This window comes from Photobacterium kasasachensis (genome assembly GCF_050336885.1).
Lineage (GTDB): Bacteria > Pseudomonadota > Gammaproteobacteria > Enterobacterales > Vibrionaceae > Photobacterium > Photobacterium kasasachensis.
In genome coordinates, this window is the sequence record NZ_JAKJSH010000005.1 from 686,233 (window position 1) to 708,323 (window position 22,091).

Annotated in this window: 22 protein-coding genes; 9 read left to right on the forward strand and 13 right to left on the reverse strand. The window is 43.3% G+C overall.

Annotated features, from left to right (window positions below; genetic code table 11):
* Window positions 1-207 precede the first annotated feature (207 nt).
* Window positions 208-969 (forward strand): DmsC/YnfH family molybdoenzyme membrane anchor subunit, encoded by a 762-nt coding sequence (locus tag L4D19_RS07430; RefSeq protein WP_428451911.1) that lies wholly within the window; start codon window positions 208-210, stop codon window positions 967-969.
* Window positions 970-1,050: 81 nt separating this feature from the next.
* Here L4D19_RS07430 and L4D19_RS07435 read toward each other — a convergent pair whose 3' ends face one another.
* Window positions 1,051-1,590 carry a hydrolase gene (locus L4D19_RS07435; protein ID WP_428451912.1) on the reverse strand — a complete coding sequence of 180 codons (540 nt, stop codon included), beginning with the start codon at window positions 1,588-1,590 and terminating at the stop codon, window positions 1,051-1,053.
* Between the two features lie 130 nt (window positions 1,591-1,720).
* Window positions 1,721-3,265, reverse strand: coding sequence for a glutamate synthase-related protein (locus L4D19_RS07440; protein ID WP_428451913.1), 1,545 nt, complete (start codon window positions 3,263-3,265; stop codon window positions 1,721-1,723).
* A 225-nt stretch (window positions 3,266-3,490) separates the two neighbouring features.
* On the opposite strand from L4D19_RS07440, the gene L4D19_RS07445 reads away from it, so the two are divergent.
* Both L4D19_RS07445 and ppiC read left to right on the forward strand, forming a co-directional pair.
* The gene (locus L4D19_RS07445) at window positions 3,491-4,177 is read left to right on the forward strand and encodes a VC0807 family protein (RefSeq protein ID WP_428451914.1); all 687 of its coding nucleotides are present in this window, start codon (window positions 3,491-3,493) and stop codon (window positions 4,175-4,177) included.
* A gap of 153 nt (window positions 4,178-4,330) precedes the next feature.
* The gene (gene ppiC, locus L4D19_RS07450; RefSeq protein WP_007465584.1) at window positions 4,331-4,612 is read left to right on the forward strand and encodes a peptidylprolyl isomerase PpiC; all 282 of its coding nucleotides are present in this window, start codon (window positions 4,331-4,333) and stop codon (window positions 4,610-4,612) included.
* A gap of 26 nt (window positions 4,613-4,638) precedes the next feature.
* Here ppiC and L4D19_RS07455 read toward each other — a convergent pair whose 3' ends face one another.
* The 5 genes from L4D19_RS07455 to L4D19_RS07475 form a co-directional block, all read right to left on the reverse strand.
* Entirely contained in the window at window positions 4,639-5,034 is a 396-nt protein-coding gene (locus tag L4D19_RS07455; protein WP_428451915.1) for a GNAT family N-acetyltransferase, read from the reverse strand.
* 102 nt (window positions 5,035-5,136) lie between these two features.
* Window positions 5,137-5,649, reverse strand: coding sequence for a CPBP family intramembrane glutamic endopeptidase (locus L4D19_RS07460; RefSeq protein WP_428451916.1), 513 nt, complete (start codon window positions 5,647-5,649; stop codon window positions 5,137-5,139).
* The gene (locus tag L4D19_RS07465) at window positions 5,643-6,122 is read right to left on the reverse strand and encodes a GFA family protein (protein ID WP_428451917.1); all 480 of its coding nucleotides are present in this window, start codon (window positions 6,120-6,122) and stop codon (window positions 5,643-5,645) included. Before L4D19_RS07465 ends, L4D19_RS07460 begins: the two co-directional genes overlap by 7 nt.
* Window positions 6,123-6,243: 121 nt before the next feature.
* A complete protein-coding gene (locus L4D19_RS07470) occupies window positions 6,244-6,579 on the reverse strand; it encodes a hypothetical protein (protein ID WP_428451918.1) in 336 nt (111 codons plus the stop codon).
* 301 nt (window positions 6,580-6,880) lie between these two features.
* On the reverse strand, window positions 6,881-7,315 hold the full coding sequence (locus tag L4D19_RS07475) for a GNAT family N-acetyltransferase (RefSeq protein ID WP_428451919.1): 435 nt from the start codon (window positions 7,313-7,315) through the stop codon (window positions 6,881-6,883).
* A gap of 173 nt (window positions 7,316-7,488) precedes the next feature.
* On the opposite strand from L4D19_RS07475, the gene L4D19_RS07480 reads away from it, so the two are divergent.
* From L4D19_RS07480 to L4D19_RS07495, 4 genes are all read left to right on the forward strand, one after another.
* Window positions 7,489-8,742: an alpha/beta hydrolase gene (locus tag L4D19_RS07480; RefSeq protein WP_428451920.1), complete on the forward strand. Its 1,254-nt coding sequence runs from the start codon at window positions 7,489-7,491 to the stop codon at window positions 8,740-8,742.
* Window positions 8,743-9,063: 321 nt separating this feature from the next.
* Window positions 9,064-9,768 carry a class I SAM-dependent methyltransferase gene (locus L4D19_RS07485; RefSeq protein WP_428451921.1) on the forward strand — a complete coding sequence of 235 codons (705 nt, stop codon included), beginning with the start codon at window positions 9,064-9,066 and terminating at the stop codon, window positions 9,766-9,768.
* Between the two features lie 304 nt (window positions 9,769-10,072).
* On the forward strand, window positions 10,073-11,914 hold the full coding sequence (locus tag L4D19_RS07490; protein WP_428451922.1) for a lipoxygenase family protein: 1,842 nt from the start codon (window positions 10,073-10,075) through the stop codon (window positions 11,912-11,914).
* Between the two features lie 174 nt (window positions 11,915-12,088).
* Complete coding sequence (locus tag L4D19_RS07495) at window positions 12,089-12,451, forward strand: phasin-related domain-containing protein (RefSeq protein ID WP_160649401.1); 363 nt, start codon at window positions 12,089-12,091, stop codon at window positions 12,449-12,451.
* A gap of 447 nt (window positions 12,452-12,898) precedes the next feature.
* Here L4D19_RS07495 and L4D19_RS07500 read toward each other — a convergent pair whose 3' ends face one another.
* Window positions 12,899-13,267 carry a hypothetical protein gene (locus L4D19_RS07500; protein WP_428451923.1) on the reverse strand — a complete coding sequence of 123 codons (369 nt, stop codon included), beginning with the start codon at window positions 13,265-13,267 and terminating at the stop codon, window positions 12,899-12,901.
* 123 nt (window positions 13,268-13,390) lie between these two features.
* A complete protein-coding gene (locus L4D19_RS07505; protein WP_428451924.1) occupies window positions 13,391-14,695 on the reverse strand; it encodes a winged helix-turn-helix domain-containing protein in 1,305 nt (434 codons plus the stop codon).
* A gap of 355 nt (window positions 14,696-15,050) precedes the next feature.
* Here L4D19_RS07505 and L4D19_RS07510 point away from each other — a divergent pair, with 355 nt between their 5' ends.
* Window positions 15,051-16,286, forward strand: coding sequence for an autotransporter domain-containing protein (locus L4D19_RS07510; RefSeq protein ID WP_428451925.1), 1,236 nt, complete (start codon window positions 15,051-15,053; stop codon window positions 16,284-16,286).
* 26 nt (window positions 16,287-16,312) lie between these two features.
* Here L4D19_RS07510 and L4D19_RS07515 read toward each other — a convergent pair whose 3' ends face one another.
* Entirely contained in the window at window positions 16,313-17,416 is a 1,104-nt protein-coding gene (locus L4D19_RS07515; protein WP_428451926.1) for a hypothetical protein, read from the reverse strand.
* A 324-nt stretch (window positions 17,417-17,740) separates the two neighbouring features.
* Here L4D19_RS07515 and L4D19_RS07520 point away from each other — a divergent pair, with 324 nt between their 5' ends.
* Entirely contained in the window at window positions 17,741-18,019 is a 279-nt protein-coding gene (locus tag L4D19_RS07520) for a hypothetical protein (RefSeq protein ID WP_160649395.1), read from the forward strand.
* Between the two features lie 48 nt (window positions 18,020-18,067).
* On the opposite strand, the gene L4D19_RS07525 is transcribed toward L4D19_RS07520, so the two are convergent.
* The 3 genes from L4D19_RS07525 to L4D19_RS07535 are packed head-to-tail and all read right to left on the reverse strand — an operon-like array spanning window position 18,068 to window position 22,056.
* Entirely contained in the window at window positions 18,068-18,994 is a 927-nt protein-coding gene (locus L4D19_RS07525; protein ID WP_428451927.1) for a hydroxymethylglutaryl-CoA lyase, read from the reverse strand.
* Between the two features lie 16 nt (window positions 18,995-19,010).
* Window positions 19,011-21,191, reverse strand: a complete 2,181-nt coding sequence (locus L4D19_RS07530) for an acetyl/propionyl/methylcrotonyl-CoA carboxylase subunit alpha (RefSeq protein WP_428451928.1) — start codon at window positions 21,189-21,191, stop codon at window positions 19,011-19,013.
* The gene (locus tag L4D19_RS07535) at window positions 21,184-22,056 is read right to left on the reverse strand and encodes an enoyl-CoA hydratase-related protein (RefSeq protein WP_428451929.1); all 873 of its coding nucleotides are present in this window, start codon (window positions 22,054-22,056) and stop codon (window positions 21,184-21,186) included. Before L4D19_RS07535 ends, L4D19_RS07530 begins: the two co-directional genes overlap by 8 nt.
* Window positions 22,057-22,091: the final 35 nt, after the last annotated feature.

The window sequence follows — 22,091 nt, forward strand, 5'->3', positions numbered from 1 at the left end:
TATCTTATGATGCTTATTTCTTGAAGCAAATTCTTTTGTTGTGAGCTTGCCCATTATTGTCTGACGATTGAGGTATTGGGCTATGCGCTTAACTCTATCAATTCTGGCACATCGGTTCGGCTTCAGGCACAATACGCGGCTTTCATTACTCCATATAATCTCTGAACATCCTGTGGCGAAACAGGGGTCAGATTGAAGAGGTAGATCATGGCTTGGTTTGATTGGCCATTTATTTTATCCAGTGTGTTTGCTCAGCTTGCTATTGGATCTTTCATTGTCTTGGGCTTGGTGATTTTCAGCGGAAAGTTGTGCTTTGGTCAAAGTGATCGCCTGCATAAAACGATGCCAGTCCTCTGGATGTTACTATTTGCTTCGTTGATCCTACGCGAAATCAATTTGATGATGTCTCATACCCATTCGGTATACAGCTTCAGTGTTGAAGCGTTGATGACAACCGTATTCTTCGTACTTGCCTTGCTTTACTGGTTTGCCGAGAAAGCCCTAGTAGGTAGTGATGCTATTAGAAAGGGGATGCTTGCAGTTGTTCTAATAAGTGGTTTCCTTTATTTTGGCCATGGTTTGATAGAGCGTAGCCAACAGTGGTTGGTAGCTGTTCATTTTATTGCGACAACATTATGCGGTGGAACCTTGCTAGCCCATACCGCATTGATTAGGGCAGAGCATAAAGTAGAAGAGGTTAACCGTTACTTGCCTTTGTTAGGTAGCGTCATTGCCGTAGTCTGCCTCTTTACTGGTATTCCCCAGCTTGCTGATCTTGCGAGCCGTGCTGAAGCATACAATGAGTTATCACCGTTTATCGCGCATGTTCTGAGCTTAGGGTTGCTGTTAGCTGCGGTTGGTGTGTGGTTGATGCCGACTTTGACGAAAAGTAAGCCTGTTTTACATGTGATCACGTTTGCTCTGGGCTTGATATTTATCTCGTCATATTGCGCAGGTGTGGGGTACTAACGATAGGCTATATCGGCTATTGGAAGGGGATAGCCTGCATTTAAAGCCGATGGAAACCATCGGCTTTTTGCTATAAAAAGCTTACTTGATAATACTCAGGATTTGCTTGAAACGTTCGCCCTCTGCGACTTCCTGGAGCTCAAACAGTACCATTTCCGTACATGACAGCTCTGCGCCTGCATGCTGAAGCTTGTTCAAGGCAACGTGTTTGTTCTGCGGGTCTCGTGATGACACAGCATCGGTGATCACTTCGACATGGAAGCCTGCACTGAGCATTTCGAGAACGGTCTGATAAACACAGATGTGCGCTTCAATGCCAACAACGATAACGTTCTGGCAATGCGTTTCAGCCAGTGCTTCGACAAAGGCAGAAGACTTATAGCAGCTGAAGCTATTTTTGGCGATAGGCTGGTGGTCATGCAACTGATCGGCAATTTGCGGAATCGTCGGACCCAGTTTATCTGGGATCTGTTCAACCCATACAATTGGTAGTTCAAGAATTTTGGCACCTCGGACAATGGTTTCGAGGTTACTGAACAGCGCATCTTTCTGATCCATTATCTGGGCCAGCTTCCCTTGGACATCAACAATGACGAGGGCAGTATTATCAGCTTTAAGCATTTTAAAGTCCTTTTTTGAGAGTGAGCAATATAGAGCATGGCCGTTTGCTCTAAAACCAGCATATCAGAATATCAAGGTATATTCTTTTAACTATAATAGGTTAGTAGTATTTCACAGAACCGTTGCCTTGTTATTCGCGTTGCTTAAAGCCGGAATATTCAATGCCAGCGAGTCGAGCCATTTCATGGTGCCAGGTAGCCAGATCATCTTTATTGAATTCGTTGAGATGGGAGTGTCCACAGGCTCTGGCCATCACTTGCATGAGCTCAGTGGAGGCCGTAAGAAAATTAGCGAGCTGTTTGGCTGCTTTGTCGGGATTTAATTTCTGTCGCAGGTCTTCTTTCTGTGTCGCGATGCCTGCTGGACAGTTGTTGGTGTTACAAATCCGCGCGGCAACACAGCCAATAGACTGCATAGCGCTGTTGGCGATAGCGATGCCGTCAGCACCAAGTGCCAAGGCTTTAACGAAATCGGCTGGAACGCGCAGGCCACCGGTAATAATGAGTGTGACCTGATCAGACATACCAGTTCTGTCGAGAAAATACCGTGCTCTGGCAAGGGCTGGGATAGTGGGGACGCTGATATGATCCCGAAATATTTGAGGCGCTGCGCCGGTACCGCCTCCGCGACCGTCGAGGATGATGTAGTCGGCTCCTGCCTCAAGGGCAAAGCCCATGTCTCGCTCGATGTGATTGGCGCTGAGCTTGAAGCCGATTGGGATCCCGCCGGTGATCTCACGGACATTGTCGGCAAACTCGGCGAAGTCGGACACGGTTTTCAAGTCGGTAAATGTGGGCGGAGAAACAGCGTCTGTACCTTCCTTCAAGCAACGCGTCTTAGCGATTTTTCCTGTGTTCTTAGCTGCAGGCAGGTGGCCTCCCGTACCGGTTTTCGCACCTTGTCCCCCTTTAAAGTGGAAAGCCTGTACCTTTTTTAGCAGACCTTCGTGATAGCCAAATTTTGCACTGGCGAGTTCATAGAAGTATCGGCTGTTAGCCTGTTGTTCCTCTGCTAGCATACCGCCTTCTCCGGAGCAGATACCCGTACCGGCCATCTCAGCTCCCATGGCTAAGGCTGTTTTGGCTTCCTCGGATAGTGCCCCGTAGCTCATATCAGAGACAAGCAGAGGAATATCAAGCACCAATGGACGTTTTGCTTTGGGGCCAACGACCAGCTCTTTGCCAACCTTGGCATTTTCAAGCAGCGGCTTGGTAGCCATTTGAGCTACCATGATTTGAATATCATTCCAGTCAGGAAGCTGATAACGCGGTACTCCCATGGCTGTCATCGGGCCGTGATGCCCCATCTGCGATAATCCTTCCCGGGCAAGCTGATGGATAAAGGCGACAGTGGGTTCTTCCTTTGTGGCAGAGGCTACCGGCATTGAATCCTTGGTTGCGGTTACCCCTGGGCCTTCTTTTCCGACGTCAGAGCCACTAAACTGTTTATGAGTACCATCGCAGAACGGGGCATTTCCGGTATGCTTGCAGGCACACAAGTACTCTTCGCTGCTTTGCTCGGCTTTAAAGGGGAGTGGAGTGATGCCTGTACCTTTATGGGAACCATCACAGAAGGGCTGTTTTGTTGAACGGCCGCATCGGCAAAAGTAGTACTCCTGACCTTTTTCAAGGCTGACTTTGACGGGTTTATTATTGGCGATTAGCGGCTTGGCCATTGCTTGGCTCCTTGTTCATTTTTTCTGGATGACAGTAACAAGGTAATTCATAGACATGTTGATAGAGTATGGGAGAGGATGAGCGAATTTGCAGGCCAGTAAACAGAAGAATATGCGTATCAAGAATGATAATTTACGCTTTGTAACTGCAACACCCTTTACACCAGCCCCGTTTCACGGAACAATGGCACGGTATTAACTTTTAGGTAACGTTTGAAAGAGATTATGGCAGAAAAAAAAGCGAACCCATTTACTGATTTGATTTTTAACGTCATTGTCCCGTCTGTTGTCCTCATGAAATTGAGTGGAGACGAGCATCTGGGATCAGTTGGCGCGTTAGTTGTCGCTTTAGCATTCCCGATTGTTTTTGGTGGCTATGAGTTAATTAAGTACAAGAAGTTTAACTTTATTTCGTTGCTTGGCTTCGTCAGCGTATTGCTGACTGGTGGTATCGGCTTGTTGGAGCTCGATGCCAAGTGGCTGGCAGTGAAAGAGGCGCTTATCCCAGGCTTGATTGGATTGGGAGTCTTTATCTCGACATTTACCAAGTATCCGGTAGTGAGCAAAATGTTGTTCAACGACACGGTACTAAACTTGTCTCTGATTAAAGAGAAGTTGGGAGAGAATGGTAAAGAGAAAGATTTTCAGCGTTGCCTGGCTAAATCAAACTACCTGTTCTCTGGTACGTTCGTGTTCTCTTCGGTGATGAACTATGTATTGGCAACGATGATCGTGACAAGCCCGTCGGGTTCTCAAGCCTTCAATGAAGAGTTGGGTAAGCTGACCCTGATGAGCTACCCAATGATTGCTATTCCTTCGATGGTGATGATGATGGGGATCTTCTATTTCATCTGGCGCCAGATCCGTCAAATGACCAATCTCGAAACGGCTGAGATTTTCAAGACGCAGTAATCTGCCTCTAAGCGAACAGACAAGAATGCCAGTCGACATATCGACTGGCTTTTTTTTATGCGTTAAGTAATTTCATCGAGATAGCGCTTGCGACTTTTAGTGATTTATCGCACACTTTCACCGGTTTAATATTGGTTACATTAGGTTTGTATCATGGCTTCAACAGCAGCAGCTCTACATATTCTGGTAAAGCATAAAGAACAAGCAGACGACATTCTGAAGCAACTGAAAAAAGGGGCTAAGTTCCAGACCCTGGCAAAGAAATACTCTACCTGCCCATCCGGCAAGCGTGGTGGTGACCTGGGCGAGTTCCGTAAAGGTGCGATGGTTCCGGCATTTGATAAAGCCGTTTTCACCGGCAAAGTACTAGAGCCAATTGGTCCGGTTAAAACCAAGTTTGGGTATCACATCATCAAGGTGCTGTACCGTACTTAAGCTTTAGTTAGCTGACGCGTTACACACTAACTTAGTGCGAATGTTGGGGCAGGGTTGGGACAGGGTTGGGACACTCCAGTCGCTAGGATGCCCCATCTTTTCAGCTCCGTTTTTGCGTGTTCAAAGAGTAATTTACTCAAACGATTCCCACGCTTTTCTGGTTCAATGAACAAACTGTTAAGCCAGGGAGCTAAATCGTGACGACTGATAAAGTCATTGGCGATTAAGCCATAACAGCCTATGATTTCATCTCCTTCAAGCAATACGAAGAACTTTGGTATTTTGCCTTTCTCTATCTGAGCGTTTTTTGCTGCATCATAGTAAAAGGGGAGGTTCTCAGGTGATCCCCATTTGCTATGAATATAAGTGATAGCTTTGTCAAAGCCACCAACGTAATCCTTACAACTTACTACTTTGTACATATTAGATCCTTTCGAAATACTAGCTCTGCTAAGTTATAACGAGTTCCATATTTTTTAACTGCTAATATTAAGTAGTCGTTGCAAACTCAGTTATGATGCAATTTAACCCAAACCAAATAGAGTAAACAATGCTGGAATACCAAAAATAGCCAACACATTCCAGAAAATATGTGCCATGCAGACAAGAATCAGTGCAGAGATATTTCCAATTCTCATTCTGACATATTCATAAGTTAAAGCCAGTGCTAACCCAAGGGCTATAACTACTGTTGCATTCAATACTGAATTATTCAGGTGAACCAGAGAGAACACAATCGCTGAACATGTAATAGAAAAGCTTGGGCTACCGGTTATTCGGCGAATAGCGCCTTGTATAAACCATTGAAATATTAGAGTCTCAGTAATAGGAGCATCAATTAAGAGGAAAAACAAAGCTGCCGAAGTTTCGTCTTCAGTTGGAGTAGGAAAAACTTCAGCAATATCATTAGATATTAAGTGATTCAAAATAACCAGGGTTAACGCCCACACTATAGCTAACCCGTAAACACGAAATATAAAGGGCTTAGTCCTTAATCCCAACGCGCTATAGATCAGTGAATTTAACTTTTCTAGCAAACAAAATCTCCCTCTTTGTTTGAATTGCCAACTTGATGCCTCTGTGTGTTCTTATTAGCTGAATTTTCAATAACTTCAGCTTCAGTCATCGCTGGGCTATCACAGTCAAAGCTGTAATAGTCTGGTTTTAAATCAATGAAGTACTGCATTGACATATGTAGTTTTTCTTTCTTATCAAGATTCAGTGCACCTAATAAGATGTTGTAGCTTCCTGAGTGATTCATTTTGAAATACAAATGCGTTCCGCAATTGCGACAAAAGCCTCTTTTTGCCCAAGGTGAAGACGTGAACTCTGAAAGATGTTCATTTCCTTGAATTTCAACATCTGTTCCGCATGGCATCGCAAATTGCGGTCCGCCATTCCACTTTTTACATGTATCACAATGGCAGACGATGAACTCATTCGTGATCTTTTGTATTTTCAGGCTTACTTTGCCACAGAGACAAGTTGCTTCATGACTGGCTTTGTTCATACCTAATCTCCTTTAATCTATCGCTAAACATAAGTTGCGCCACGATGACTCAATCAACGTGCTGTGATTGATATTAAAAGATGAGTCACAGCTTCAGCTTGGGTGTTTTGTCAATTAAGTACTAAATTGTGCAAATTATGTCTTTAAAGTAGCTATGTGCACCTTTCACTTTGTGGGTTTTGATATATTGCTCCATGCTTCTCTTTTTCCATGCGTCATTCGAGCCTTTAGCTTTTGCTGACTCAGAAAATAAATAGCCATGTGGGCAAAGTTCGCTAGCTTTATTCTTGAAAACATTATCGACTTCATTATTTGAGATTACAGACTCTTTATCACTAATGGCAATCAAAGTATATCTGTTATCGCTTACTTCATGGCTGAGTATTTCGAATGATGAAACTTGAGAAGAAGTACATCCGCTTAATAGTATCAAACTAAAAAAAACTGTAGGCTTCATTTTTCCTTTATAACCTTACATTGTGTTCAACGCACAAGGTTTCCATATCATTTATCTTACCAAAAAACGGTGTGGACTTTTGAATGCTGTTCTTTGGTGCTGCTTCGCGAATTGTATAATAATTTATTCACCCGTAAATTAGATGTGCATCACACTTTTGTGGAAGGGGGCGGATTTAGCTCTGCCAGCAACGCAATGTTAAAGATAACATTGCGTTGCTTTAAAGGCGTTTTGATGTCTATTTTTCTATGATAGGGATATAGATTTCAAATTACCTTAATGCTTTTACATAACAACCGAGTTATATGTCAGAGTTTGTCGATGAGTTGTAGGAAAACATACGTACTTCGTCTCTGGGGAACCAGCCCATTTTTTGATAAAAATGCTGGGCTCTTTCGTTTGCATTGTGAACAAACAGATGAGTCTTAGATATCCCAATATTACCGAGAGCTGATATGACATGATCTATCAGCTTCAGACCAATGCCTCGTGATTGGTAGGCTGATGATACTGACAGGTGTTGCAGGTACCCTCTACGTCCATCTGTACCAGCCAGAACGGCACCAATTATCTGGCTGTTGTGGATTGCGACAAAGCTCAGCCCTTGGTTTCGCTGAAGGTACATATCTATGTTCTCTTGTGAATCTGCGTCACGAAGAGTCATGCCATCCGATGCTGTCCAAAGGTTAATTACCCCTTGATAATCTGAGATCTCCATTTCTCGATATTGAATCATTAATACTCCATATTCTGAATCTAAGTTGCCTACGTTTGAGTTATTACCGTTGTCACACTTCGGCACGTATAACAAATGAGAATACTCTCTTTCATTGATTAGTCTAATATAATTGATATACATTGCATGCTGTTGCATATGTTTAATTAAATATTTGCTTTTTGGTGATTGTCTTGTCTTTGCAAGCTGTTGTAATCGCCTTTTTTGGTATGAATATCGATAAACAGAGAGAAGTAGGAATCTTTAATATGAAATGGAAATTAGGGGTGGGGAGGTTAGTATTAGCCAGCTTAATCGGCATTTATCAATATCCGGCAGTTGTACATGCAGAGACTGTTGATCAGCCTACGGCTGTATTTCCGCAGCCGGATGGCAAGTATCAAATCGGGTTTCATCAATTTGAGGTCACTGAAGAGGAAAGGTGGATTCAAGTTTCTGCATGGTACCCAAGTGAATCAAAAGCAGTTGGTGAACGAGCAACCTATGTGATCCCGGCGATTGCCAAGGTACTCAAGGATAATGGTTTCCCTGAGTCTGAATATAAAGGGTTTCCAGCGTCGTGGTCGTTTGTTGATCTGCCTGCGGCCTCGGGGAAACACCCTGTATTAATCTATAACCATGGCTTTAATACCTTTCCGCGTCAGAACATGACTCGGTTTGAGTACCTAGCCAGTCATGGTTACATAGTACTCGCGGTCAGCCATCCTGAAGATACGATGGCGATAGAAAGAGAGACAGGGGAAGTGGTTTATCAGCTAAATGAAAACACTAATGGAAATATTGAAAAGGATGATCTGGCTATCTTGATAGCAAGCTTAAAACGTATGTCTAAAGCTGAATCTCAACTAGAGTGGCAAGAGGCGCTTAGTAAAGCAGTAACAGCGAAATTTGCAAATGGTTTCATTGACCGATTTGATACTTGGTATGCAAATAACATGATTTTGCTAGACGCATTACCTGGAATTGAATCAGGAACGGTTCCTACGCCATTACAACAACATATGGATCTAGAGGCAATCGGCAGTTTTGGTCATTCTTTTGGAGGGAATGTTTCGGTAATCCTAGCTAATAAGAACCCTGAAATTAAGGCTGGCATCAATCTTGATGGGGCAATGTTTAATTGGACTATGGATGAAAAACTCCAGGTACCTGCATGTTTCTTTTATTCCAACTACGGTGAATCATTTCCAGGTCTCAATGATGCCTTGTTTAATGACTCTGTTCCTATGTGTTCTTTAAGCTTTAACAACGCCAGTCATATGAGCTTTACTGATCTTACTTACACCATGGTTGATGAGAAAGGTACAGTTAAAGGCTATCCGGTTGGTCAATCGATTGATGCCAACCTGAGAGCATTTTTCGATGCCAAGCTTAAACTAGCGGACAGTTGGCCACCAGCAGTGAGTAATGGTGTCATACAAAATTAGAGTATATACATGATCAGACACTTTCTAGCATGAAAGTGCAGCAACTTTGTGTGAGTGCCGAATATATTAAGGGGGCATGAACCCCTTTAACCAACAGAATCCAATTCTGCACACTACTGAAAACTATGTGTAACTGTTGAAACTTATAGCTTTGGTTTATTGCTCTTTTATATACCTTTACCTGCCTGAATCTAATCTGAAGATATTTCTATTTTTGGTTGCTTGGATGCCTGTTGGCTGGTAAGTTCCTGCTTGTTTTAATGTTGTAATCTCTCCCAACCAGCGCAATAAATACCTTGTTTTGTATATTTAGGAAGCCCTATGACATCAGATATGTATTCAAAGCACGCTGAAAAGTACGATTCAGCGGTGAAAGACAATATTTACAATGCCCATTTTGAAAGGCCGTCTCTGCAAGCAATGCTGGACGATTTGTCGGGAATGGATGTGCTTGATTTAGGATGTGGTTCAGGTGTTTATGCTGAGTTTCTTATTCAGCAACGCGCATCCAATATAACCTGTATTGATGCTTCTGAAGAGATGATTAAGTTAGTAAGAAATAAGTTTGGCGAGAGAGTCGTTTCTTATGCTCAGGATTTGTCTATCGGCCTTCCTAAAGAAAACTCGAATAGTGTTGATGTGATTATTTGTCCGCTTGCTCTTCATTATTTACAGGATCTTTCAACCTTGTTTAATGACATTAGCAGAGTTTTAAAACCGGGTGGGTATATGGTTTTCTCGACGCATCATCCGTTTGCTGATTTTGAGTGTTCAACTAGCGGAAACTACTTTGAGCGCGAGCTTGTGAAGGATGTCTGGGACACTGTGGGCACACCTGTTGAAGTTACTTTTTACCGGCGATCATTAACGGAGATCATGACTGCCATTACAGATAGTGGTCTGGTTGTTTCTCAGTTGTCTGAAGGTATTGTATCGGAGAAAATCAAAGAGCTTTCATTGCAGCATTATGAGTACTTATCTAACAATCCAAACTTCATCTTTATAAAATGTAAGAAGTTATCTTAGGGTGATCTATCGCTATTAATAGGCTACATAATGTGATCTTTCTTCATTTAAGTTGTTGGATTGTGGAAATAAAAACTTCACGATAGGTGAGTGAATTAACAGTTTAGATTCATGATATGCAACTTGTTTGTTTTTGGCTGGTTAATTAAAGTTCCTGAACTATCTTCTTTATCAATCTTATCGAATAGTGGTTTGACCTGTAGTAATACAGTGGCTCGATGAGTGATGCCAATGACCATTTTTTAGATTTTGCATGTAACGGTCATTCTTATATATCCCTACTATTAAGAAGAAAGGACTCACCATGTTTAACTTATTTCCGCGTTTACACCCAACGCTGCCGCAAAATGACAGTAAACGAGAACAAGAAAAGCGCCGGAAGCAACTTGAGACAACACAAGAACAATATGTCTGGGATCTCAAGCATCCAAATGTTGCGCCTGTTCCTATGGTAAAAGAAGTGCCGAAAGAAGCGGATCCGACCTTAAGTTGGAAGATCACCGTTCTACAAACCTTAGTACCTATAGTTGAGAATCTTATCGCCAATGCCAAAGATGCTGCAGATCTGGTTGATATAAAAGATGGTTTGAAAGAAGTTTCCGAGGCTGCTTTGACCTTGAAGCCCGGGCAAGAATGGGCGTTGATCAGAAATACATCTGAAATGCTGAAGTCACTGGTCGAGATGTATTTGAGGCTGGTGCAATCGGAGGTGAAGGAATACCGTAATGAGGCCGGCCTTGATGCTTACAAAGATCTGTTCAAAAAGATCCCTCTGCCAGCAGTCGCCGAAGTGTTCCAGCAAAATGAGATTTTTGCCAGATTCCGGGTTGCGGGTCAAAATCCAATGTTAATCAAAGGGGTTTCCAGTATTCCGGATAATTTCCCCGTTAGTGAAGCAGGATTTCAAAAAGTGATGGGGGCTGATGATTCATTAGCCGAGGCGCTGGCAAATAATCGTATCTACCTGCTTGATTACCATGAGCTAGAGATGCTTGCCGACAACCCTCAGGGGCCAGAAAAGCAAGTCTTTGCACCAATAGCACTGTTTGCTATTCCCAAGGGCCAAAAATCACTAACGCCCGTTGCAATACAAAGTGGTCAGGATAAGGACACATCCATCTTAACCTATGCGGTCGAGAATAATGATAACTCTGCGGAATACTGGCAGTGGCAGGCCGCGATGACCTTGGTTCAGGTTGCGGATGGTAACTACCATGAGCTCTTTGTACATTTAGGCCGAACTCACTTGATCATTGAAGCCTTCACCATAGCGACTAATCGCTATCTTGCTGAATCTCACCCGATTAATGTGTTGCTGCTACCTCATTTCGAAGGGACCTTGTTTATCAACAATAGTGCCGCAGGTTCGCTAATCGCAGAAGGTGGGCCTATTGATAGTATCTTTGGTGCCAAGATTGAATCTACCCAACAGGCAGCTGGTACAGACAGGCTAAATCTGGACTTTTATGGGTATATGCTGCCAGCCGATTTAGCGACGCGCTGTGTAGATAATAAAGATGTTTTGGATTACCCATACCGTGATGACGCTATTTTGGTCTGGGATGCGATTCAGGAATGGACGACGTCCTATATCAATGTGTATTACTCTGATGATGCCGCTGTAACTGAAGATTATGAGGTAACAGCTTGGACAGAATCTTTGATGAAAGAAGGTTCGATAAAAGGGTTCAAGCCGATTACAACTCGTGAGCAGTTGTCCGAAGTGCTCACGATGATTATATTTACTGCCAGCGCACAACATGCCGCTGTTAACTTTCCGCAAAGTTCATTAATGAGCTTTGCACCTGCAGTAACCGGGGCGGTATGGGGCAAAGATCCGTCGAACGTACACACAGAAGAGGGTTGGCTGAAAAACTTCCCGCCTATGAAGCAGTCGCTTGAGCAGTTGTCATTATTGCAGATTCTTGGCGGTGTTTATTATCGTAGGCTAGGTGAATACCGTACGAACAACTTTCCATACCTTGAGTGGTTTGAAGATGACAAGATAACAAAAGAAGGCGGTCCGCTTTGTGACTTTAATGCCTCTTTGAAAGAGATTGAAAAAATCATAAACGACCGAAATGAAACGCGTGAAGAATACAGCTTCCTGTTACCAAGTAAAATCCCGCCTAGTATTAATATCTAACTAAGCCGAAAGCGGGAGATGTTCTCCCGCTTTTGTTTACGTCATCCTGTACATATTTCCCTGAATGATTCGCTAAATTAGTGAGATCACTCTAATTGAAAGCATTATCCTGATACTAAGAAGTCAGCTTTATCATTGGCTGGCAGTTGTAAGCTAGTGTATGAGGACAAGATCATGAAAGACCAAGAACGAAAAATAGAAGATTCAGCCCGTGAAGAAAAGCTCCATAATAAGGTTTGGCTTGCTGGGCTAGGTGTATACGCGAAAGGTGGGGATGAATTGAATCAGCTCTCGGGCAAAGGTAAGGCTATGTACAATGACCTTATCGAGCAAGGTCGAGGCGTTGAATCTGAGCTGAAAGAGCGTATTCATACAACTCGTATCCACAAGTCTGTTTCTGCTGAAGAACGTGCGCACCAATTGGTTCAAAAAATGGTTGGTATGGATAACGAGCGGCTAGACAGTATTGATGACAAAATCGATCAATTGACAGCAAATATTGAAGCGCTATTGGAACGTCGCGAAGCGAAAAAATAACTGAGTGACATCAACTTGCTTGTTTGGCAGATATTACACCAGGCTTCTAGTTGTTGCTCACAAATATCGGCTGTTATCTGTTCTAAGCGGGATGACTTGGCTCTCACGAGTATCAGCCCAGGCCAAGATAAACGCGTAGTGCTTTTTCAATAACATCAGATACACTCCAGTCAACACAAAGCCCAAACATATCAGTTGGCTGGAGTCGTGCACGTTGGATGGTGTCGCCATAAGTATGAGCCCTAATGTAGTACCTAGAACACTTAAGCCAAACATAAGCGGATAAGCCAGGTTAAAAAAGGGCTGTAAGTTTATGAATGTGCTAAACAGTAGCCGTTTCAACGTTACCATGCCAAATCTCCCATCAACGCGCCGTTACAATAATTTAATAAATAATACGGAGATGGCAATAGCTGTATTAAGCACTTTCAGGTATTCGCTGTGTACTTAACTTGAAGGGACTGAGGCGCTTTCTAATTTATCTAAAGGGTTCGGGCATTTTTCGTCTGCTATACGCATCACCTCTTTCTGGAGTGACTCGTCAGCACTGATATCTGGGTATTTTTTACTTAGGTCTTCAATACACAGCTCAGAGGTGTTCATTATTTTCATCATCTCATCTTGTGAAGCTAATATCTTGGACATGTCGCCGGATTGCAGCGCCTCGTTTACGAGTGCTAATGTCTCTTCCGCATGTTGGTAAGGCCCTTCAAGGCAAACACAGACATCATCAGCAGCCGCTTCGAGGTTTGCCGCAAAGAGGTGTGGTGAGAGAGCTAGCGCCAGTACTGTAGCAGGGAAGATATACCGATTCATTGGATACTCACGTTTCGTTATGAATTTGAATGGAGGATCTGATGTCATGGATAGTATAGCTGAATCAATTTAAGCTGTGGTTCCGGCAGGGGGCTGCCGGAATCAAGGTTGTACCGGAGTTATCTATTCACATTCTGGATCAGGATTGAGCTGAAGATCCCCATGGCATTTGGCAAACTGGAAATATTCGTCGAAGTTTGAGTCTGTTTCTCCTTGCTGGGCATACCAGTAAAAGCCTACATCCGGTGAATACCAAAGGAAGAGCCCTTTTTGACGGTATAACATGTAAGTGTCATAGCCCACAGCCTTGGTATACAGGCTATTTTCATAGTTCTTTACTTCGCCAGGGAGTTTTACGCCCATTTTCTTGAGTTCTTCCTGAGAATTGATCCAATAGAAGTATCCGGGGGTTATCTTGCTGGTGGCAATGAAAGGCGAAATGTTAGATTCAATCAACGAGAATTGCCCCCCTTTAAATGAAATAGCGACAAACTCAGATTTATCTTTATTCATACGAAAGCTAATGCCGGTAAACTTCCATGTGTCTTTGCCTTTTTTGCGTACGAAGTATTGAGATAGATTAGGGTAGATGTTGCCGTTCTCGAGGTATAAATTATATGACTTTGCAGAAGCCTGCATATTGGTCTTATTTTCATAAACTGACATCGCACCTATCGTCATTGACTCCTCGGTTAAGAGCGGCCAAAACGTATCAATGTCAAAATGCTTAAAGGTTACTGCACGGGCAGAATCTGGATCGCAGTAATTTTGCTTAGTTTTATTACAGAAAGCTATTGAATAGTATTCATCTGATTTTGAAATAAAAAATAGCTTATCATGAATGCTTTTAGGGGTAATGTACTGATTGCTATAACCATGTAGTGGAATAAGGTCACTTTCGAGTTTAGATAGCAGTACCACAGTATTGTTATCATCATCAGTGATAGTCCGGTGATAAAACTGGACTTTTTGCAGATGGTTGTATAGCAATATGGAGAGGCCTACGAATAGAGTCAATACAAAACAAAGCGCGATCTTGGATGCGCGTCGTGATTTATTGATTGTTTTATGAGGCTTATCATCCGAAGGGGCAGGCTTGCTGGGCTGCATGATGTTTATTTTGTAACCAAGCTTAGGCACTAGCTCAATGATTTGCCCTTTCTCTTCTTCTTTGAGCTTTATCCTGAGGTTACGGATGGTCTGAAACAGAGAAGTTGGGGTGACTTCTTTTCTTACCCAGCCTGCCTTCAGCAGCTCGGCCTTTGTCACCATTCGGGGTGCATTGGCTATCAGAGTATAGAGTACCTCTCGTTCAGCACGGTTTAACTTAATGATTTGTTGTTTGTTTAAGAGTTGCTTAGTCGAGCAATCAAAAACGAGGGCTTTGCCGATTATAACTTTATCTGTTTTTTCGTGGTTATCAGGCATGCTAGTATTGCTCAATAGAAGGTGACTTTAGCTTTACGATTTCGACACAAAACAATCCATTGATTTCATGCAAAATCCTATGACATGAAAGTTAAATACTGCCACAGAATATATATAGAAGCTAGTTTGAGTCTTAGTAGAAAAGAGCTGTATATCAATTAAGTAGATGAACATTTACGGCTTGTTAGCATTAATTTTCCAGCTTAGATTTTTTTGTTTGAAAAATTATCGATATGGTCATTTTTGCGACAGGGGCAAAATTGCTCGCTTCCTATACTAATTAGTGACTTCATTGCTACTGACTATTTTAACAATTTAATTGTGATGAAGGGCAATAATTTCTGGGAGAAGTTGTATGTCTGCGAAGCTAATTAGACTAATTACACCAGCCTTGGTTGCAGGAACCATGTTGAGTCATCCCGTCGTAAGTGCCACAGGTGCCGAGCAGCAAGAGTCGGTTACAAGCCAATTATCTTCTGAAGTGTATAAGGCAATTTCTGATTTGATGGCGCTGGCTAGTGATTTTCGAGGCGATAAACCGGACTCAGCTTCTGCTCCTCCTGGGCAAGTTTCTTCGATGCCATATTTTGCTAGCAATAACAGTGAAATGGGCCAACGGGCAAGTAATTTACGCACCGCTATGAAATCGAATGCCCAGCCAACGACTTATGGTGGCCAATACTCTGAGCTAACACTATATCAGGATGGTTTGCTGGGAGACCAAAACTATTCTCGGCTTGGCGCCTATTTCAGAGTGAACTCAAATGCCGTCAATAATGATAACTCGATGTTTACTGGCTCGAGAAGCCAGGAGCAAGAAGGTTACTCATTAACTCTCGGAGGGGATTACTTACTGAATGACCATTATCTATTTGGTCTGGCGCTTGGTTTGCCGTTTTACGATGGTGCGGAGGAAAATACTGAAAGTGATGTCGACGGATTGGTCGCCTCCGGTTACTTCAGTTATTTCCAAGATGATTGGTATGTTGATTTTACTGCAAGCTACGCATTAATGGACACTGATATAGAAAGGCGTATCACGCATTACAGTGACAGTGTTATCAATGACACGAGTGAAGCTGATTCAGACATTTGGGTTTTTTCGCTTGGTGGCGGCTATGTTATTGATTTCAATTATTTGAATATCGCCTTTGAAAGTAGCCTCCAATATACTCTTTCTGACACCGATCGCTATGCCGAACGGCTTTCTAAAGGTAATGCAAATTATCTGATATCTAAGGTTGATAATATTAACAATCTGGAATCAACGATGGTGATCACAGGAGTCAGCATATCCCACCCGTTCCGTTCAAGTTTGGGGATATTCCAGCCCTATGTCCGCGGTTATGTTCACTATGATATTGATAGCGGATCAGAACGGATCATCAGCCAACTTAAAGCTGATCACTCTGGCAGTGTATTGCCGCTTATTGTTGAGTCTGATGATGCTATATATGGACGGATGCATTTCGGGCTTTCTGGTGCTTTTAATGAAGATTGGCACGGTTATGCTGAAGCCAGTACGCTTATCGGGCTTGATGAACTGTCAGCGTCTTCATTTACTGTTGGGGTAAGTATCTCACTGAACTAATGGTTATCTGCTTGAGATAAACCATATTAAGGTGTTGGTATGGTTCTTTTTAACCTGTCGATACCGCGCTCTGAGCTGAAGAATAGCTCGAGCTCTACCATAATTCCCGGATTTAGTTTGTAGTTAAATTTGTCTTGAAAATCGATTTCGGGCGTAACAGTCAGGTATAACCACTGCTTGTATAACCGATGTTTCCACCCTGCGGATATCCATGAGTTTGTAATAGAGTATGAGGGTCTTGAGTCTGCGCTGATACCGAGTGAGTATTGAAGTAAGTTATTATCATCAATACGATCAAGGATTTCTGTTTGTTGTACAAATTCCCAATTATTGTCTGTATCAAGATACTGTAAGTTTGAACTGAGTTTTAATATTGTCGAGGGGTCATCTCGGCGAGCGTAATAGAGGTCAAGTGAGGACAGGCTGCCCGGCCCCTTTGAATGGTAATAGAAAATTTCTTGCTTGAACCGGCTTGTCCAATTGTGACTGAGTTGGTCAACTCGGCGGAGATCGGCACGAGTGAAGGGATCCAAGGGCCATTTGAGTTTTACCCCAAGGTCTATATTGGTTTTCCATTCTCCCAGTTTTCTCCCCTGGAGGCGCACACCGCCGATTGCGCTGTTAAGGCTGTTGTCGCTGTTACTGCTAATGCTTCGCTCTTTATCTTCTAACCGATCGAAATCGTCCGGATCGGTTTCGAATATCAGTTTCCAGTTTTTCTTGGTATGTGGAAGGTCGAGTTTTAAATAGACACTGGCATCAGGATCGAAATGTTCACGGTGTGTGTAACGGGTTTTGAACCGAAGGCGTAAATAACTTCGGTTGCTTATGGGTTCTTCATCTTCTGCTTTACCGACAAAGTGGTCAACTGAGGCACCGTATTCTTGGATAGTATCGGATATGGAGAGCTGTGTGTCGTCAATCCAGGATTGGAATGTATCGTCTTGTTCAGCTTCTTTTGCTTGTTCATTGTTGTAGTCATTGGATATTTGTTCTGATGATTCCTCTCCATTAGAAGACGGTGAGAGCAAAATACTTATTACCAGAGATGAGTATTTAATAGAATCTGTGAGCGCAGTAGCCTGAAGCCACACTGGCTTTCTGGGGTGATAATGAAACGGGGCTATCACTGTCTCACCTCGAACAAACCTATAAGCTTTTGAAATAAAGATAATATAAGTGTAGCTTAATCCGCTGTTAGTTTATGGTGCTGAAACCCTGCGCCTGAAAAATGAGATGTTTTTCTAAAATATTAACTTTTTTGCGTTGTTTATTTTCATTGTGTCTTGATATTCAGATAGTTAATTGGAATAGAAACAGAGTCTTACAGTTAATTACAGATTGAATGTTAAAAAAAGTCAAAAATCTTATAAGTAATAAATTATCAACTACACTTTATTTGATTTGAAAATCTGTACATTGGAGTACAGGATTATTTGCGGAGTAATAACACGATGGATAGTTCGGACTTTGATGGAATTAAAAGAGATATTTCACTAACGGTAAATGATATTTTCGAAGACTTTGAGCAAGACAACAACTGCTTGCCGACGATGGAAGAGTTTAGGAAACTGTTTTCTGGATATGCGGATCAATATATTGGCCCAATGGATGAGCTTAGTGTTGAAGGGATCACTAATAACTTTGAAAAGCATCAATCCAGGGAGCAGAAAATATGGCGGGCAGTGAACGAACTTGAAGCCGAGCAACGTTTCTTAAGGTCTGAGCAATAAATGCAATGCCCCGTTTGTCTTTGACGATGGTTACACTGATCGAAGTAACTATCGTCTTTTTTGTTCGTCTCTGATCTTTCTGGCTCGAATAGCAAGAGAGGCCTTTGATGATGGTAACTTGCCAAGTTGTTGGCATATATTCCAGCCTGCGTCAGCAACCTTGTCTAAGTCGATACCAGTGTCGATGCCTAATCCGTGGCAGAGGTAGATAACATCCTCGGTTGCCACGTTACCGCTCGCCCCGTCGGCATAGGGGCAACCGCCAAGGCCTGAAGTGCTACTATCGATGACACTGATCCCCATGGTTAAAGCTTGATAAATATTGGCCAGTGCTTGTCCCCAAGTATCGTGAAAATGAACGGCGAGTTGGTTAATGGGAATATGTTGGTTAACTGATTCAAGCATTTTGGCAATACGTAGCGGGGTGGCGGTTCCGATTGTGTCGCCAAGTGAGATTTCATAACAACCAAGGTTGATCAGCTCGTTGGCCACTTCGGCTACTTTGGCTGGTGGTGTTGTACCGTCGTAGGGGCAGTCAGCAACACATGAAAGATATCCCCGCACCGGTATCTTGTATTGCTCGGCCAGTTCCATCACAGGTTCGAACCGTTTAAGGCTTTCACTAACCGAACAGTTGATGTTGTGTTGACTGAAACCTTCCGAGGCTGAACCAAATATAGCGACTTGATCTGCGCCAGCCTGCAAAGCGAGTTCGAAGCCTTTTACATTTGGTGTCAGTGCTGAGTAGGTGATGCCAGAAATACGGTTAATCTGATTCATTACAGAGAGTGAATCGGCCATTTGTGGTACCCACTTGTGGGAGACAAATGCACCAGCTTCTATATGCTTTAGGCCTGTTTGTGATAGTTGGTTGATAAAGTTAACCTTGTCAGCGGTCGTGACTAGATTTTCATTTTGCAGGCCGTCTCGTGCGCCGACTTCAACAATAGAAACATGCTTGGGTAAAATCGACATCAGGGCTCTCCGTCTGTTATTTATCCGGGTCAATACGCACGAGTAGTTCACCATGATTTACTTGATCACCCAATGCGAACAGCATTTTAGAAATTGTGCCTTTGTAAGGCGCTCTGACGGTATACTCCATTTTCATGGCTTCAATAACCAGTAGTGGCTGGTCTTTTTCAACGCTACCGCCTGGCTGGCAAAGCAGGGCGGTGACGATGCCATTTAGAGGTGCAATGGCTTGATTTTCTTCTTCATTTTGTAAATGGACGTGATCAGTGTTATTACCGATGAAATAATTATCATGCCAGGTTTGATAATAAATATGCTGCTCTTCATTTGATTCAATATGCGTAAAGTGTTCTTTCTGACCATTAATTTCTATCTGGTAGCGATGCCCACCGTTGATATTGGTAATAGATAACAGGTGGATATTCTGAGCGGCCAGGTAATATTGCTGGTTATTCGTTTCTATTTGTACCAGTTGGATTTCTAGACCATTAGGTGCAAGCGCTTTTGATACTGATGTTGATAGATCCGGGAACTGAAAGAGAAAGTGACAATGTCCATCACGGGTGTGATTTACTGCTATTGTTTGGCTCGCTGATTGATTTAAGCGCCAATGTACAAACTGACCTTCCCGGTGGATAGCTGATATTGCAGCGAATAGTGTTAGTTTGGAAATAGTTAGCAAGCCTGAGTGGTTGCTGGTCTTGTCAGTATCAGCGTTGCCTGTGTCTCTTAGCTTGACGCTAGGTGCTTGCTCGTTATTAAGTTCAGCTTGATGATGCTCTATAAAATGAGTTGTGAGCTCGGCATTGTTGAAAGCTGGGTGGTTAATGACCCGCTGTAGATAATCAATATTGGTTGCAGGACCAATCAGCCTATAACCTGCAAGTGCCTGAGAAAGTGCTGTTATTGCTGTTTTTCTGGTTGAGGCCCAGACGATGAGCTTTGACAGCATTGGGTCATAATGAGAGGTGACGGTGTCACCTTGTTGGATCCCGGAATCTACCCTGACAATTGATTGCTTGCTGTTTTTTTCTGGCTCACTAAGATGATGAATATGACCCGATGAAGGCAAGAAGTCTTGATTTGGATCCTCTGCATAAATCCTTACTTCCATCGCGTGCCCCTGATGGACTATCTCGTTTTGGCTGATTGGGAGCGGGTTACCTCTGGCGATATTGATTTGCCATTCAACCAAATCTTGCCCGGTTATGAGCTCTGTAACCGGATGCTCGACCTGGAGTCGGGTATTCATTTCCATGAAGTAAAACTGACCGGAAGCGTCAAGCAAAAATTCGACAGTACCGGCACCGATATAACCAATCGCTTTGGCAGCATCGACAGCAGCCTTACCCATTGCATGACGTAGCGATTCCGACAGGTTGGGGGCCGGTGCCTCTTCGATGATTTTTTGATGACGTCGTTGAATTGAGCAATCACGATCAGAAAGGTAGACCGCATTACCGTATTGGTCGGCAAACACCTGAACTTCAATATGTCTCGGCTCGACCAGATATTTTTCGATGAGCAGTAAATCATCACCAAACGCTGCCGTTGATTCACGCTTGGCGCTGGCAATGGCATCGGCCATTTCATGTGCGGATTCGACAATCCGCATGCCTTTACCGCCCCCGCCGAGTGCTGCTTTGAGCAGGACAGGGTAGCCGATTTGGCTGGCTGTCGCAGTTAGTGTTTCAACGCTATTATCGTCACCGTGGTATCCCGGTATTAAAGGGACATGTGCCTGTTCCATAATGGATTTAGCATCTGACTTTGAGCTCATTGCTTTCATTGCTGAAGACGGTGGACCGATGAAAATTAAATCGTTTTCAAGGCAAGCTTCGGCAAACGATGCATTTTCAGAWAGAAAACCGTAACCCGGATGAACGGCATCAGCCTCGAGTGTCTTAGCGGCCTGTATAATTCGTGCAATATTGAGGTAGGAATTAACGGCTGGCGCTTCACCTACCAAAATGGCGTGATCGGCCATGCTGACATGCTTGGCCATCCTGTCTGCTTCAGAATAAATAGCGATGGTTTCAATGCCCATTTTTTGGGCGGTCTCAATAACCCTACATGCGATTTCACCACGGTTGGCAATAAGTATCCTGCGAATATCTCTTGGCTCGTTGAGTGCTGTCAGAGAGTCTCCGGTGTTATTAGCCAGGGAAATGACTTTCTCATCCGTAAGTTTACTCATTATCAATGCTCCATGCTGGTGGGCGCTTGGCGAAGAAGGCTTTCAGTCCTTCTTGTCCCTCAGGTGAGATACGGATTTCAGCAATGAGTTCGCTGGTAGTGTTTATTAGTTCCTCATCAATACTGTGGCTGTCACACAGTTGGCATAACTTCTTCACTTGAACCATCGCATTAGGACTATTGCCCAGGATATGAGAACTCAGTTTAGTAACGAGCTCACTGGCTTCTTCTTGGGTGCTGGTTATTTCATGGATTACGTTGAGCTGATGGGCGGTTTCGACATTGAAGCTTTCTGCTGTCAGCATATAACGTCGTGCCTGGCGTTGCCCGATAGCGCGACAGACATAAGGTCCGATTGTCGCGGGGAGCAAACCGAGTTTGACTTCACTTAGGCAGAACTGAGCTGTCTTATCAGCAATTGCAATGTCGCAGCAGCAAATTAGCCCTAAAGCGCCGCCAAAAGCACTTCCCTGAACATAGACAATGCTGGGGGTCGGAAAGTTATCCAGTTCATATAACAGTTCGGCTAGTTGGAGCGCATCAGCCTGATTTTCTTCAAGAGGTTTATCGACCATGGATTTCATCCATTGCAGATCGGCACCAGCCGAAAAATGCTTACCATTGGCTTTTAGGTTAAGTGCCCTAAGTGCAGGGTGGGCTTTTAACTGATAAAGGTAATCCAGTAGGGTACGAATGATATTGTTATCAAACGCATTATGTTTGTTGACCCGGTTGAGGGTAATTGTCGCAATCCCAGTTTCGTCAATCGTGCATAATACATCTGCATCGGGCTCGGTGTGCAGGTTTTCAGCTTTAAAGCTGTTACTGTGGTTGAGGCTATTGTTTCTATTCGGGGACTGACCCATGCTCATCTCCTTTGAAGCCCTATTCAGAAGTATTC